General features: G+C 45.7%; 4 protein-coding genes and 1 pseudogene. 1 reads left to right on the top strand and 4 read right to left on the bottom strand.

All coding sequences use genetic code 11. From position 1 onward, the window contains the following. Positions 1–3: 3 nt before the first annotated feature. Both AC0VYI_RS05535 and AC0VYI_RS05530 read right to left on the bottom strand, forming a co-directional pair. Positions 4–1,023: a DUF6862 domain-containing protein gene (locus AC0VYI_RS05535; RefSeq protein ID WP_475447857.1), complete on the bottom strand. Its 1,020-nt coding sequence runs from the start codon at positions 1,021–1,023 to the stop codon at positions 4–6. A 331-nt stretch (positions 1,024–1,354) separates the two neighbouring features. Beyond that, on the bottom strand, positions 1,355–2,326 hold the full coding sequence (locus tag AC0VYI_RS05530) for a transposase (RefSeq protein ID WP_475447856.1): 972 nt from the start codon (positions 2,324–2,326) through the stop codon (positions 1,355–1,357). A gap of 288 nt (positions 2,327–2,614) precedes the next feature. Between AC0VYI_RS05530 and AC0VYI_RS05525 the strand changes: the two are divergent. Beyond that, positions 2,615–2,725 (top strand): annotated as a pseudogene (locus AC0VYI_RS05525) (IS1595 family transposase); the annotation flags it as partial. Between the two features lie 122 nt (positions 2,726–2,847). On the opposite strand, the gene AC0VYI_RS05520 reads toward AC0VYI_RS05525, so the two are convergent. Both AC0VYI_RS05520 and AC0VYI_RS05515 read right to left on the bottom strand, forming a co-directional pair. Beyond that, positions 2,848–3,372 carry a hypothetical protein gene (locus AC0VYI_RS05520; RefSeq protein WP_475447854.1) on the bottom strand — a complete coding sequence of 175 codons (525 nt, stop codon included), beginning with the start codon at positions 3,370–3,372 and terminating at the stop codon, positions 2,848–2,850. Between the two features lie 10 nt (positions 3,373–3,382). Continuing rightward, positions 3,383–17,272, bottom strand: coding sequence for a hemagglutinin repeat-containing protein (locus AC0VYI_RS05515; RefSeq protein ID WP_475447852.1), 13,890 nt, complete (start codon positions 17,270–17,272; stop codon positions 3,383–3,385). Positions 17,273–17,275: the final 3 nt, after the last annotated feature.

Genomic DNA, 17,275 nt, shown 5'->3' with positions numbered 1-17,275 from the left:
TGATTACTGCGGCCATTTAAATATTTGCCCTGTTACTCTTCCAGACTGTAAAGCCTTCTCAGCAGCTGTTTTTGCTGATCCTGCTGGCATGTTCTTAACAGCATTAACAACTTCTGGCATCCATTTATTAAGTTTGCCTGCTGAAAGCGATGAAGGATAAGCCCCTCCTGGGCCTCTGTATTTAGCGTCCCAAACTACTAGGCTTTTTGTCTGAGGGTTATATGTGATGAAGTCAGCTCCAGGAGTAGTTACCTTACCTGGTGCCTTAATACCAACCTGGCCAGCATCAAGCGCACTTTGCCATCCATGAGCTTCACCTAGTGCGCCGTTTATATGATTAAGATTACTGCCGGATATTGTTTCTGCTGCTGTCGTCGTCTCCTTTGCAACACCACTCCCTTTCTCAATCGTACCACTAGACGCTTTTCCTTCCAACGCCGATTGAGCAGAACCTCCTTGCATATCAGGAAGTTTTGATGGTTCTTTCGGTTTGTCTAAGGCTGCCAAGTTTCCTGTTTCTGCACTTGCCTTGGCCTCAGTTTTCGCACCATTTTTTACAGCCGATTCACCTTTACTGACAGCATTCTTAATATAGCCAACGGCTTTTGCAGCAGAGACAACACTCACTACCAGAGCATTTCCTAAGGTTTCTGCATTATCTGTGGCTTTTGCTAGACGTCCCGCCTCATCGTTCGTTGGTTCACTATACGCTTTCTCTCTTGTTTTATCCTGCTCATGAGACAAAACTGGATTGGCGTCAACGACCTTTTCATGCCCGTCGTAACTACGGTAAGCCCCATAAGCCTTGGCGCTTTCTCTACCACAATCTGCGTTTAAACCTCCTGCACAGGCGCTCGCATAATCTTGATCACGTTTTTTATCGACCTTATTTAGCTGATCAAGCTGATTTTTAATTTGACCTATTTGAGCTTGTGTACAGTTCCCACTCTCATTACAGGCTTGTAATTGCTTTGTTAAGCTGATTTGTTGGGATTTTTCACAGTGTTTTCGTGAGACACCCATATTAAATACCTAGCTACGTCATACAAAACTATCTTCTTCACAGAAAGAATTTATATGGAATTCATCTTTTATCGTTTCGTTAAGGGATAACTAACTGCTAAAAAGGCTGGTTATTGGGTTTTTATGTTTTCGTGAGACACCCATATTAAATACCTAGCTACGTCATACAAAACTATCTTCTTCACAGAAAGAATTTATATGGAATTCATCTTTTATCGTTTCGTTAAGGGATAACTAACTGCTAAAAAGGCTGGTTATTGGGTTTTTAGGCGAGTAAATTTACTAATAAATGATTAGTATATAAAGAAAGACTATTAATGCTGGAATGAAGCTAAGCGAGTAGTCGGTTATGACTGGATCTTGGTTTTCTGTTTAGTTTATTTGAATCACAATAGTGCACAATAGATTGTTCGGCACCAACCACAGCACCGGTTCTTGCACCAAATTCTGTGGCGATACAAAGCCAATTTTCTGAGGATATATTGAGTCGTTGAAGAATCGGCAACAGAGAGGCATCTATTGAACCTCGCTTATCTTCTCGGATGATTCGCCCAGTCATGTCAACCAATTCGAGGTAATCTAATAATTCAAAAGGTAGGCCATCCGGCATGTTTTCTCTGGGGTTACCGACAAAAGGATAAAGCAATTTTGGTTGCTTTTGATGTTTAGCTGCGACCACACGCTTTTTAACGCTAGTAAACTCCGAAGCTTCAGGCGTTTCACTTATCTTTGCCCTTAACGGATTAAGATCAACATAAGTCATACAAGCAGCCAGTGCAGCCTCATCAAGCAGCGCCTGAGATTTAAAACGACCCTCCCAAAACCTACCAGTGCAGTTGTCTTCAAAATTTGCCTGTCGAGCAATTGGCTCATTAAGCTCTTTCATGAACCAGCTAATGTCCATAAGGCGGCTTCTATAAGCTTCAGCAGACGCTTCTACCAAAGCCATTGCATAGTCTGGCAATGATTCCCCTCTTACATATTGCTGTGTAAACAAGGTGCCTTTATGTAACTTATGCCACCTTTGCAGAACCTCTAATGTAGACCACTTCGCCGCTTTTTCTGCATTGATATGCAACACCACATGAAGGTGGTTACTCATTACCGCATAGGCACAAACATCGATAGCAAAGACACTGGCTAAGAATAACAAACGCTCTTCAACCCAGCCACGGCGGTGCTCAAAGCTTGCACCAGAAACCGGATCTTCTCCACACAAAAACGCCCTACGGACACAACGAGAAACACAGTGATAGAAAGGCGTATCTTGTAAACTAACTTGCAAACTTCTGGCTCTTGGCATGACGAAACCTCTCTTCCATAAGAAATATACTGGTTAAATATACAGTATATAGAAAAATCGTCAAGTTACGATGGGTGTCTCTTAGGAGGGTCCCATTAAATGCTTAAGATGCGTGTCCCATTAAATAAATGCTATGGGTACTTATATTTGCCGGATTGCCATCAACTGGGGGCCGCGCGCAAGAATTGATAGAAGAATTGATAGGACACACAACCTATGAGCCTTGAAAAAAACTGGCTTCTTAAGATGCGTGTCCCATTAAATTAGATGCGTGTCCCATTAAATTCCTTTAGATTTAACAGAAGAAAATCTCTGTCTAGAGGACTATTGTTTTATCGATTACTTGAGCAATCGGTAGCAACAAAACCCCTAACCTATAAGGACATTAAAACCAGATAAACACTAAATGTAGTGTCTGGTTGCTCTAAATGGATAGCCCTTTTAAATATACAGTATGAAGAAGAATCGTCAAGTTACGATAGGTGTCTCATTGGTGGTTACACACAAAATTAGTTACAGTCTCAGTTAATATCGCAATTATCGAGATAACCAGATTTCTTTAAATCAGTAACTTTAGCTGGCACTATGCAATTACCACCTTGCCAAGCCTTCCCATCCTCAAACTGAGACCAACCACACAAGTCACACGAAAGAATAATCTGCTGATGTGTTTCATCATAAAGAACCCGAAAATCGTCGTCACCACAATTAGGACATTCAATCTCTGACTTGTATGCCACCATATCCCACAAAAGATCTCTGATAATCATGGCAACAGCATCAATGGAAGAAGGTTTTAAACTAGTTATCCGATCTATTGTATGATTTACGCTATCCTCAGAGCATTCAACTGCGTAATCGGAAGGCTCGAAACTGATATAGGTTCTAAACCGATACAAATTCCAAAGTTCATCTCCTAAGCTGTTAATATTGTTAGCAAGCCATTCACAGATGAGCTTAAAAAAAGAGTATTTAGTTAGATCATTTCCGGTCTCATCGGACAAAAACTGACAAAAATTCAACCATACTTTCTCGTGATTCTTCATACTTAAGCTCCTATCTAACTGGGTAGGTAGTAATCAAATTGCCAGCTCTATCTGTAAGAACTCTCAGCTTGCTGGTAACGCCTCCCCCTTGTTTCAGTGAAGCATGTCCAATAGTCCTGCCAACATCGACAATCCTAGAAAACTGCCCACCTCCAATATCAGTAACTGGAGAATTTACAGCGGTTTTGCTTTGCAATATTCCTTTTAATTCGTTAGGAGTAATTGAAAACACAGAACGATTATTTGCCAATGCTCTATTGAAGTGACCTTCTAGAACATGATCAAATCCTGCGGACACGGGTTCACCAGCGCTGCGCAAAGGTGTGGTTTTAGTACGTCCTTTGGCTAAATTAATTCTTGATTGCACCCTGCCAAGTATTCCCTCTGTAACTCCACCCTTACCCGTAACCCTACCACTAGAAGCTTTTCCTTCCAACGCCGATTGAGCAGAACCTCCTTGCATATCAGAAACTTTTGATGGGTCTTTCGGTTTGTCTAAGGCTGCTAAGTTTCCTGTCTCTGCACCCGCCTTGGCCTCAGCTTTCGCACCATTTTTTACAGCCGATTCACCTTTACTGACAGCATTCTTAATATAGCCTATTGCTTTCGCAGCAGTGGTGACACTCCCTGCCAAAAAATTCCCTAAGGTTTCTGCATTATCTGTGGCTTTTGCTAGACGCCCAGCCTCATCGTTCGTTACTACACTATACGCTTTCTCCCTTGTTTTATCCTGCTCATGAGACAAAACTGGATTAGCATCAACGACCTTTTCATGCCCGTCGTAACTACGGTAAGCCCCATAAGCCTTGGCGCTTTCTCTACCACAATCTGCGTTTAAACCGCCTGCACAAGCGCTCGCATAATCTTGATCACGTTTTTTATCGACCTTATTTAGCTGATCAAGCTGATTTTTAATTTGACCTATTTGAGCTTGTGTACAGTTCCCACTCTCATTACAGGCTTGTAATTGCTTTGTTAAGCTGATTTGTTGGGATTTTTCCTGATAGCTTAAATAGTTATTCGCCACGGCATTCCCACCCGCTTGCCCTGAGGCGATGGCGTTGTTGGTGTTGCCTGTGGTGGCGCCAACACCAGTGGCAGCGGCACTGATAACAGTGGTAATGGTTTGTTTTTGGTTGGCGTCCAGTTTGTTTGGATCGCTTGTGCCATACAGCCATTTTGCAACGGCAGGTGCGGCGGCTTCGGATCCGGCAGCGGCGATGCCTGTCGTTACGGCGTTGTTGCCCCCTGCCGATGCTACGGCAGCGGCGACGATGCCGTGGGCAAGGTCGTGGGCGACTTCTTGTCCATTGGTCAGTTGGCCGTCTTTATTATTGGCGGCAAGACCTTTGAAGTATTGGCCAATTTGGTTAGCAACAACGGGGGACGCCGCAGCGGCCCATTGACCTGTTGCGCTGTCGGTGGGTGCAAGCAGTCCTGCGCCAATGGAGCTGACTAAGAGTTTGTAGTTATTGAGCGTGTTGCTTTGTTTTTCGTACTCAGCGGAGCTGATTTTGCCCTTTTTGAGTTTTTCTTTTAGCGCATCTTGTTTTGCGAGAAGCGCGCCATTGACCTGCTGTACGGTGTTATCAAAGGTTTGTGTGACTGAGCGCTGGTGGTTGATATTTTTTTCAACCTCAGCTTGATCGAAGTTGTTTTTTAACGCCCCACTGTTGGCTTGTGCGGTATCGGTACTGGTCATCGTGTGGATATCAGCAACGGTTTGACTCGCACTTTGTCCGGTGAGCTGTTGCTGTTGACCGGTGTTGTTTATGGCAATATTGGCTGTATTAATGCCGCTGTGCGTCACGCTATGTTGACTGTCGCCATCCGAGCCTCGACCAATGGATTTGGATACGCCGTGGGTTGTTTTGCCGTCTTTGTCTTTACCAGAACTGATGCCCACCTCTACACCGATGCTTGAACCGCTGTAGGTAGCGTGGTTAGCGATGTCTTTATGGGTCAAGGTTCCGGTACTGAAGGCGTTTTTCCCATTGGCTTCTGCGGTATCGGTTGAGGTCACCAGTCCGCCAACGAGCTGAGTATTACCTGCAACATGAATTTGATAGCCCTGATCTCCTGAGGTAATGCCACTTTGTTGGGTGACACTGGCGTAGTCCGATTGGGTTTTAGACTGGTTGTAATTGACTGAGGCAGAACGGCTACCAGACCCAGCCCCAACACTGATACCAGCCCCTTGGTTTTTGCTATGGCTTGTCGCGCTATCTTGCAGGCTGGTCACCTTGAGGTGGTTGGTATTGATGGCAACCTGATCTCCATAGAGGTTGCCCCCTTTCACGGTGAGTTGATCACTGTTGCTCACTAACTTGCCTGCATTGAGAGCACTGTTGGTGTAGTGAGTACGGTTGCTTTCACTATGGCCTTGACTGGCATTAATACCGGCCGAGCCAGAAGTGGCACTACCATAACTGATACTGGCGCTTGCCCCTTTTGTCTGACTGCTCGTGGTTTCTGTCTCGGTGTTTTTACCCGCCTTGATGTCCACATTTTTCGCATTGGCTTCCAAAGTGCCGTTCGCAGCAATAGTCGAGCCTTCTACCGTTAGGTTGTTATCACTTTGAAGGGCGGCATTATTTCCAACATGAATATGGGCTCCTTGCCAGGTACCTTGTGTTGCCTTACTGGTATTGGTGGTCACTTGCGTACTGCTTCCCGCTGACGCGGTAAAGCCGTAGGTTAATGAGCTCATCGCAGCAGTAGCGGCCGCACTGGTTAGAGCAATTGCGGCCAGTTTTTCATTCTTTTTCGCGGAAGCCAGCTTGTGCTCGTAAAAATCCAGGTCTTCTTTGACCATGGTGCCATTTGCCACTTTTTGCTTAGCGTCACGATAAGCTTGCTGGGCATCGCTCACAGCATCTTTGGACTTTTTCAGATTTTGCGCGGCCAAGGCTGTATCCACATAGGCATTGCGAATCCCAGCCGTGAAGGTTTTGGTCTTGGTGATGTCGTCATGCTGTGTAGTGGTCGTGGCTTCTCGTCCACCCACCAATAGGTTGTTGCTTTGAATCGCCGCATTGCCGTCCACATTTACGTTACTGGCAATCACCGCCGCTTGGTCTTTGGCGTTAATAGTCAGGTTGCCCGCTTTTAGGTTGGAGCCTGACCAGGTGGTTGCTGTGGTGGTGGTTTTGTTGGTTTTATCGGTGTCAGTGAGAGTGAGCAAGCTGAGCTCGTCTTTTTTCAACGACGGGCCTGCTGTCGAAAAGGTCATGTCGGTTTTAGCATGGCTAGTAACGCTCTGTTCTTTCGCGGCATCAATGCGTACATTGGCCGCGCTGAGCGTAGCATCACCCGCAGCGGATACGTTTGACCCAATGATGTTCAGATCGTGATCCGCTTTCAGGTGTAACGTGTTGGCGGCGAGGTTAGAGGCGTGTTGTGTTGTGATGTGGGTCGTATCTTCAGAGGCATGCCCTAAGGTAACGGAGGTACTGATGCCCATAGCTCCTACGGTGGCCACGAGCCCTTTGGCGATGTCTTTAAAGATGCCTCTAAAACCGGAAGAGGATTTGTCCCAGCTATTATTGTGAAGAGTTTGAGTGGTAATGTTCACATTCCCCACTTGGGCACCATCGGCTGTCACATAATGGCCTGAAGCGTCTTTGGTGACCGCCTGTGCACCCATGGATAGGGTATGCTTGGCGACGAGGTTGGCTCCCTGTAAGGTGATGTTACCACCACTGTTTAATGCCACACTACCTTGGCTGGTTAAGCCACTGGCCACCGCCGTTTGGCGATTAAAGCCTTGGTCTTTAGCTTTTTGTCTGAAGGTGCCTTTTTTCTGCTCTTGGTGATGGTAAGCGCTTTGATCCACGGCGGAGAGCAGATCGATATTACCTTTGGCTTGTAGGCCGATATTGCCTTTCGCGTTCGCGCTCGATCCGATTAGTTGTATATTGGCCCCTGACGCTATTTGGATAGCACCGTTTGAAGACAAGGCTGTACCATGGTTGGTCAGGCTTTCAGAGGTGGTGGTTTCGGTTTTTGTTTTGCTACCAAAGAAACCGGAGTGCTTGCTTTTCTCTTCTCTGAAATGCGAGTCATGGGTGGATGCTGTGGCTAAGGTCACATTATTGCCCGCCGCTAACGCGATGCCCGTGCCGCCACTTAAGCTGGAGCCTTTGGAGAAAATATCTTGCTGGGCAGTTAGATTCAGTCCGCCTCCGGCTTTTAATGTGGTTCCAGTTAAGGATTCAGTATGATCTTTGGTTTCGACAGAATGATGTCCACCACCGACATAGCTGTAATCATCGTTGGTATTTTTCACCGCCAGTAGATCAATGTTGTTGGCCGCTAAGGCCAGATCACCTTTGGCGTTAATCTGGGCCCCTTCACTGGTAATGGTATTGGCGGCACTGAGCTGAATGTTATTACCCGATAATTGGCTGACTTGTTGAGTAGTCGAAGAGTGAGAAGCCGTCAATTGAGGTTGAGACTGTTGACTGCTCTGATGATTCTGCACGGATAGCAAATTAATATTATTTGCAGCCAGCGCTAAATCCCCTTTGGCGTTAATCTGGGTTCCTTCACTGGTTAAGCCATTCCCAGCACTAAGTTGAATATTTTGACCCGATAATTTGGTGACTTGATGAGTGGTCGATGAATTCGTTGCAGTCAGTTGAGGTTTAGACTGATATCCGCTCTGACTGTCTTGCACCGATAGCAAGTTAATGGCATTAGCGGATAAGCCAAGATCCTCTCTGGCGTTAATCTGGGCACCTTCGCTGGTAATGGTATTGGCGGCACTGAGTTGAATGTTATTACCCGATAATTGGCTGACTTGATGGGTGGTCGAAGAATGAAAAGCCGTCAATTGAGGTTGAGACTGTTGACTGCTCTGATGATTCTGCACGGATAGCAAATTAATATTATTTGCAGTCAGCACTAAATCCTCTTTAGCGTTAATCTGGGCCCCTTCACTGGTTAAGCCATTTCCAGCACTAAGTTGAATATTTTGACCCGATAATTTGGTGACTTGATGAGTGGTCGTGGATTGATGTTGGTAAGAAGAAAGGACATCATTAAATACTGGATAAGAACTCGTTAAGGCTATCGAGTTAAGCGCAATATTATTTCCTGCGGTTAAGGCGAGCCCCCCAGTACTCTTGATATCACTGCCAGTTAACCGAATATCTTTACCTGCCGCAAGCGTGACATTCCCTCCTTGAATACTCGCAGTTTGCTCAGCTGTCGTTCCTTCTACATAATACCCCAAGTCCAGTTTATCGGCTTTGGTGAGCGTTTCGCTGGTGATATTGCCGCCAGCGGTCAAATTCAAGTCGCTTGAGACGTGAATACGGTTGGTGTTGTTGATGTCATTGCTGGCGGTTAAACGTGCACTTCCCTCAGATGATAACACGCCCGCATTATCAATGTTATTGCCTTTTAGAGAGAGGTCCACCTTGGCAAGCATGGACCCGGTATTATTGATATCACCATCCGAATCAATATGAATCGTTGACGCCGACACGACCGCACCATCTGGCAGTAGGTTAAATTCAGACGCCGCAGACAGATACACTTTGGGCACCAAGACCACTTGAGGACCATTATCCGTTTGGACGGTTTCATCCACCATCCAAACTATCGGTTTTTTCAATTGCGCAACTTGGTCAGCGGTCAGCTCAACACCCGACGTCAGACCGAGATTTTTATAGACCCCGACCGCATTATCCATCAAGGTTTTATAAGCAGATTCAATATCAGTATTATCGAGAGTCTGCTGTCCAGTAAAGGCGAGGATTTGGTCTCGCACCAATTTTTGTTCTAAATAACCGTCTCCTAAGCGGGTCACCTTCTTCCCAGTACGACCAACGGGATCAGCGCTCACTTTATTCAAAAAATAATCAGACGAGACAAAGTTTTTATAATTGGTTAACAAAGGATTGGTTTCGACTAAATACGCCGGATCCGGTGTATTATTGGCCTGAAACAAAGCGCTGGACTCCAGTTTGCTCACAATGTCTTTGCTAAAAATCTTGTCTCGACGTGACTTTATAACCGAAAGATCAATCATATGAGTGGCAACGGTAACGGCTTTACTGGAAGTTGCTTTACTATCGGCATTAGCTTGCTTGACACTCAGGTTTGGACGGTTTGAAGACGACAAACTTGAGTTAACCTGCTCTTTTACCTTAGCAATTGTCGACTGAGCAGAAGAATTCATACCTTTTACAGAGACAGAAGGGGACTCTACCGTTTCTTGATTCTGATCAGAAGGGGAAGATTCATGAGCCTTGGCTATGTCGCTCTGTTCCGATAAAGCAATGTCTGAAGCGCCTTGTTTCACCGTAACGGGCTGCTGTTTTGGCTCCCCAGCTTCGCTGGTCGGTACTTTTGCTTGATTAACCGCATTCTGATCAGCTGCCTCTTTGTTACTCATTAATAATACTGGATGATCAATCGTTGCGATGTTGGGCATGGTATTACCCGTAGGCGCTGTTTCTCCCTTTCCATCAGAGTCGGTACTATTTTGAACCTTGGTGGCTACTGTCTGGCCCGACAAAGCAACCTGAGAAGCCCCTTGGTTGATCGTGGGTAATAATGGATGGTTAGCATCGGACGACTCCTTCACCTTACCGATAGCAGGCAGAGTGGAGGTATCTACCCCACTAGAGGGGATCGAAATCACTTGTGGGATGGTGCTATCTCGGCCTTTTGTCATAGCCGTTCCAGGTGACTTAGAAATATCTTGAACTTTGTTCACTACGCCTTGCCCCGACAAAGCAACCTGAGAAGCCCCTTGGTTGATCGTGGGTAATAATGGATGGTTAGCATCGGACGATTCCTTCACCTTACCGATAGCAGGCAGAGTGGAGGTATCTACCCCACTAGAGGGGATCGAAATCACTTGTGGGACGGTGTTATCTCGGCCTTTTGTCATAGCCATTCCAGATGACTTAGAAATATCTTGAACGTTGTTCACTACGCCTTGCCCCGACAAAGCAACCTGAGAAGCCCCTTGGTTGATCGTGGGTAATGGGTGGTTAGCATCAGTTGTTACACTAGGCGATTCTTTTACCTTGCTCATGGATACAGAGGGATGATTCACATCAACTGGTAAAGCCGCCTGGGTATGATTGTCTACAGCTTGATTTGACAACTTAGATTGATCTTTTTGTACCTCAATATTTACAGAATTTTTCTCTACATTAATAGTCGCTTTTTGAGCAACCTTATTGTCGTTCTTTGACAAGGTGTTTACTTGTGTATTTTGTAGGCTTTCGTCCGCAACGGTGTTAGTCGATCCGATATTATGAAAAGAACCGCCTTTTGCTGATATAGCGCTACCTGCGGAAAAAACAGCAGAAGCCAAAGTCACTTGTTCTGTTGATGTATTAGAAAAGGGAGTGTTTTCAATAGAATCATATGCGTCTCTACACACTGTATTTCCAGTGCCGCCAGCTGTATGAGAAGAATGATGAGTACAGTGTTCAGGATAATGTGTAATAATTGTTGTTTTACCATTTTTACTCGTTGTTTTTGATGCCGTTAGAGATTGATTATTCACCCCCCCATTAGCATTGATATTTTTTACACTACTAATTAAAGAAAAAAGATTATCCACATGACCCGTTATATTAATATTGCCTTTAGAAATAATAGATCCTACAGATCCAATCGAAACCAAGTAGGGAACGGTTGTTTGTTCAGTATAGTCTGACGTTTTATAACTATTACCAGAGCGCCAAATAACATCTGAGTGATTAACAGGTGCTACGCTTTTAAAACCAATCTGATAACTACTTCTTTTATTGACAATATGATTAGCCTGAATGCTCAAATCACCATTGGTTTCAATCGTCGACGAGCTATTTGTTAACGTGCCATTTGCCTGTAAATAACCACTACCAAAGCTGTAAAAAGCCCCGCCATTGGTATTATTAACATCATGAGTTGAACGAACATCCAGGTTGGTTTTTGCCATGATTAAGGCATTGGAACCGTCATTAGAGACGCTATTGGCGTTTAATTGAACATTATTGCCAGAAATGCCCCCTTGGTTGCTTAAACTGCCGACGGTCAGACCCAGTGTGCCATTCTGTGCAATGATGGTACCAGTATTAGTGTTTGTTAAATTACCGTTGTTTTGGGATCCGGTAATATTATTGAGGGCTTCTATTTTAGAACCGTTATTAACAAGACCTCCTGTCCAATTCATTAACAGTGAATTATTTGTTCTTAACGTCGAGTTGGACTCGTTGGTGATATTATGTGCCGATAAGGAGAGGTTGTTGACGGCTTCAATATCCCCAGCCGTATTCGATATGTCTGCGGCTGAATGGATGGTGAGGTTGCCATTTGAGTGTATTGCCGCCCCATTGCTATTGGTAACCATTCCCTGTGTACTTGTTAAAGTGAGGTCTTTTGTTGAGAGTATGTGACTGGAAGCAGCATTGTTATTAATAACCGAGGCGGTAGCACTTAGGCCTTGACCGGATAATGTCCCTTGGTTATTAAGGGCGTTAGTATGAATCGTCAATGTGCCTTTTTCCGCCAAGACTCGACTCGCTGACGAGTTAACTAGGTTACGACTCGTTACTGTGGCATTTGAGGCCGACTCGATACTGCTACTGGTATTGGTGAGGTCTCCGCCAGCGGTTAAGCTCAATGCTGTATCTGCATGAATTAAGGCACCATCGGTATTATTAATCGCCCCTGTCGTGTTTACATTAAGCGCATCACTCGAATACAGTTTGCTGGCACGGGTTGTGTTATTCAGTAAGCCAGTCTGGATGGTCATACCATGACCTGCCAATAACCCTTGATTATTGATGGTATTGGCATCAATCGTTAACCCATTTCCTTGGGCCAGTACGGTACCGCTGTTGGTTAAAAATTGACTGTTTACCGTCGCCTGATCGGCCGACTCAATTGTGGCGCTCGTGTTCAGCACATTCCCTTTGGTACTGGTTAACGTTAGGGCCTTATCCGCATGGATCAGAGATCCCCCCGTGTTATTGATGTCCCCCGCTATGGTTAGATTCGCAAGATCTGTTGAAAAAATCTTACCGTTCGCCGTGCTATTGTTGAGTTGAGTCGCAGTGATGGCGATGCCGTTACCCGCCAAAGTGCCTTGGCTGTCTACGTTATTGGTATGGATGGTTAACGCGCTATTTTGCGCTAACAGCGTACCAGTGTTCGTCAAGTTTTGACTCTTAACATTTGTCGCGTTAACGGCTTCTAGTGTGGCACCACTATTGGTTAAGTCGCCTGTCGCATTCAGGGTCAGATCTTTATCCGCATGGATCAGTGCCCCATTGGTATTACTCACATCCCCCGCGATGGTGAAAGCCGCTTTATCGGTTGAGACAATTTTCCCCGCTGTCGTGCTGTTAGTAAGTGCGCTAGCATTTAAGATGATGCCATGGCCTGCTAAGGTACCTTGGTTATTCGCAGTGCTGGTCTCCATGGTTAAGGCGCCATTTTGCGCAAGAATGGTGCCTGAGTTCGTGACATTTTGACTATGAATAGCAGAGGCTCCCACGGCTTCAATAGTCGAAGTGGTATTGGTTAGATCCCCTTGAGTGTTTAACGTCAGATTGTTGGCAGCATGAATCAGCGCATTCTCGGCATTCTCTATGCCTTTTTCGATGGTTAAGGTTAGATCTCCGGTTGAGAAGAGTTGTGCCGTTTTGGTGTGATTATTAAGAGAATCCGCTGTGATAGCAATGCCGTTGCCCGCTAGAGTACCTTGACTATCCACATTGCTAGTATGGATGGTTAATGCACCCTTTTGCGCTAACACGGTACCAGTGTTGGTCAAATTTTGACTCTTCGTATCAAGCCCATTGACCGCTTCGATGGTGGAAGCTGTGTTGGTTAAATCGCCTGTGGCGTTCAGTGCCAAATCTTTATCCGCATGAATCAGTGCACCATCGGTATTGATCACGTCTCCTGCGATGGTTAAATTAGCCTCATCTGTTGAGAAGAGCTTGCCACTGGCGGTGCTGTTTTTGAGCTCATTAGCGGTTAAGGTAATACCATGACCCGCTAATACGCCTTGGTTGTCAACCTGATCTGTCGACACAGTCAAGGCATTATTTTGCGCAAGAATGGTGCCGGAGTTCGTGACATTTTGACTATGAATAGCAGAGGCTCCCACGGCTTCAATAGTCGAAGCGGTATTGGTTAGATCCCCTTGAGTGTTTAACGTCAGATTGTTGGCGGAATGAATCAAGGCATTAGTCGCGTTGGTAATGCCTTTTTCGATGGTTAAGGTTAGATCTCCGGTTGAGAAGAGTTGTGCCGTTTTGGTGTGATTATTAAGAGAATCCGCTGTGATAGCAATGCCGTTGCCCGCTAGAGTACCTTGACTATCCACATTGCTAGTATGGATGGTTAATGCACCCTTTTGCGCTAACACGGTACCAGTGTTGGTCAAATTTTGACTCTTCGTATCAAGCCCATTGACCGCTTCGATGGTGGAAGCTGTGTTGGTTACATCACCTGTGGTATTTAACGTCAGGTCTTTATCCGCATGGATCAGTGCACCATCGGTATTGGTTACGTTTCCTGCGATGGTTAAATTAGCCTCATCTGTTGAGAAGAGCTTGCCACTGGCGGTGCTGTTTTTGAGCTCATTAGCGGTTAAGGTAATACCATGACCCGCTAATACGCCTTGGTTGTCAACCTGATCTGTCGACACAGTCAAGGCTTTATTTTGCGCAAGAATGGTGCCGGAGTTCGTGACATTTTGACTATGAATAGCAGAGGCTCCCACGGCTTCAATAGTCGAAGCAGTATTGGTTAGATCCCCTTGAGTTTGTAACGTCAGATTGTTGGCGGCATGAATCAAGGCATTTGTCGCGTTGGTGATGCCTTTTTCGATGGTTAAGGTCAGATCCCCTGTTGAGAAGAGTTGTGCCGTTTTCGAGTGATTATTAAGAGAATCCGCTGTGATAGCGATGCCGTTACCCGCTAAAGTGCCTTGGCTGTCCACGTTATTGGTATGGATGGTTAAGGCACCATTTTGCGCTAGGACAGTACCGCTGTTGGTCAGATTTTGGCTCTTTTCATCTAGCCCATTCACCGCTTCGATGGTGGAAGCTGTGTTGGTTAAATCACCTGTGGCGTTCAGTGCCAGATCTTTATCCACATGGATTAATGCCCCATCGCTATTGCTTACATCCCCTGAGATGGTGACGTCCGCTTTATCGGTTGAGATAATTTGACCCGCTGCCGTGCTGTTATTGAGCGTGTTGGCATTTAAAGCAATACCGTTACCAGCTAAGGTCCCTTGGTTATCGACTTTGCTGGTCTGAATTGTCAATACACCACTTTTAGCGAGTAAGGTTCCGCTATTTGTTATATTCTGGCTGGTGATTTGATTGGTGCCAGCCGCTTCAATAGTCGAAGCAGTATTGGTTAGATCCCCTTGAGTGTTTAATATCAGATTGTTGGCGGCATGAATCAAGGCATTAGTCGCGTTGGTAATGCCTTTTTCGATGGTTAATGTCAGATCTCCTGTTGAGAAGAGTTGTGCCGTTTGGGTGTGATTATTAAGCAAATCCGCTGTGATAGCAATGCCGTTGCCCGCTAGAGTACCTTGACTATCCACATTGCTAGTATGGATGGTTAATACACCCTTTTGCGCTAACACGGTACCAGTGTTGGTCAAATTTTGACTCTTCGTATCAAGCCCATTGACCGCTTCGATGGTGGAAGCTGTGTTGGTTACATCACCTGTGGCGTTCAGTGCCAGATCTTTATCCGCATGAATCAGTGCACCATCGGTATTGGTTACGTTTCCTGCGATGGTTAAATTAGCCTCATCTGTTGAGAAGAGCTTGCCACTGGCGGTGCTGTTTTTGAGCTCATTAGCGGTTAAGGTAATACCATGACCCGCTAATACGCCTTGGTTGTCAACCTGATCTGTCGACACAGTCAAGGCTTTATTTTGCGCAAGAATGGTGCCTGTATTGGTCAGGTCCTGACTTTTTACCTCTAGTCCACTTACCGCTTCGATGGTGGAAGCGCTATTGGTTAAGTCTCCTGTGGCACTTAACGTCAGGTCTTTATCCGTATGGATCAGCGCCCCATCCGTATTCGTCACGTCTCCAGCAATGGTGAAGTCCGCTTTATCCGTTGAGAAAATCTTACCCGTGGTCGTACTGTTATTCAGCTCGTCTGCCTTGATCGTGATGCCATTACCCGCTAAGGTCCCTTGGCTGTCCACTTTGCGGGTATTCACGGTCAACATGCCGTTTTGCGAGAGAATGGAGCCTGAGTTAGTGACATTTTGACTATGAATAGCAGAAACGCCAGCGGCTTCTATAGTCGAAGCGGTATTGGCTAAATCACCTTTACTGTTTAACGTCAGATTATTGGCGGCATGAATCAAGGCATTTGTCGCGTTGGTAATGCCTTTTTCGATGGTTAAGGTCAGATCCCCTGTTGAGAAGAGTTGTGCCGTTTTCGAGTGATTATTAAGCGAATCCGCTGTGATAGCGATGCCGTTACCCGCCAAAGTGCCTTGACTATCCACGTTATTGGTATGGATGGTTAACGCGCCATTTTGCGCTAGGACAGTACCGCTGTTGGTCAGGTTTTGGCTCTTAACATTTGTTGCGTTAACGGCTTCTAGTGTGGCACCGCTATTAGTTAAGTCGCCTGTCGCATTCAGAGTAAGATCTTTATCCGCATGAATCAGTGCACCATCACTATTACTCACATCCCCTGCGATGGTGACGTCCGCTTTATCCGTTGAGATAATTTGACCCGCTGCCGTGCTGTTATTGAGCGTGTTGGCATTTAAAGCAATACCGTTACCAGCTAAGGTCCCTTGGTTATCGACTTTGCTGGTCTGAATTGTCAATACACCACTTTTAGCGAGTAAGGTTCCGCTATTTGTCATATTCTGGCTGGTGATTTGATTGGTGCCAGCAGCTTCAATAGTCGAAGCGGTATTGGTTAGATCCCCTTGAGTGTTTAACGTCAGATTGTTGGCAGCATGAATCAGCGCATTCTCGGCATTCTCTATGCCTTTTTCGATGGTTAAGGTTAGATCTCCGGTTGAGAAGAGTTGTGCCGTTTTGGTGTGATTATTAAGAGAATCCGCTGTGATAGCAATGCCGTTGCCCGCTAGAGTACCTTGACTATCCACATTGCTAGTATGGATGGTTAATGCACCCTTTTGCGCTAACACGGTACCAGTGTTGGTCAAATTTTGACTCTTCGTATCAAGCCCATTGACCGCTTCGATGGTGGAAGCTGTGTTGGTTACATCACCTGTGGCGTTCAGTGCCAAATCTTTATCCGCATGAATCAGTGCACCATCGGTATTGATCACGTCTCCTGCGATGGTTAAATTAGCCTCATCTGTTGAGAAGAGCTTGCCACTGGCGGTGCTGTTTTTGAGCTCATTAGCATTTAAATCAATACCGTTACCCGCTAAGGTGCCTTGGTTATCCGCAGTGCTGGTCTCAATGGTTAAGGCGCCATTTTGCGCAAGAATGGTGCCGGAGTTCGTGACATTTTGACTATGAATAGCAGAGGCTCCCACGGCTTCAATAGTCGAAGCAGTATTGGTTAGATCCCCTTGAGTTTGTAACGTCAGATTGTTGGCGGCATGAATCAAGGCATTTGTCGCGTTGGTGATGCCTTTTTCGATGGTTAAGGTCAGATCCCCTGTTGAGAAGAGTTGTGCCGTTTTCGAGTGATTATTAAGAGAATCCGCTGTGATAGCGATGCCGTTACCCGCTAAAGTGCCTTGGCTGTCCACGTTATTGGTATGGATGGTTAAGGCACCATTTTGCGCTAGGACAGTACCGCTGTTGGTCAGATTTTGGCTCTTTTCATCTAGCCCATTCACCGCTTCGATGGTGGAAGCTGTGTTGGTTAAATCACCTGTGGCGTTCAGTGCCAGATCTTTATCCACATG

The organism is Marinomonas sp. 63XJN7_9_ISO-PGPR-S23-217, assembly GCF_056173515.1.
This window is presented reverse-complemented; position numbering and strand designations above follow the sequence as displayed.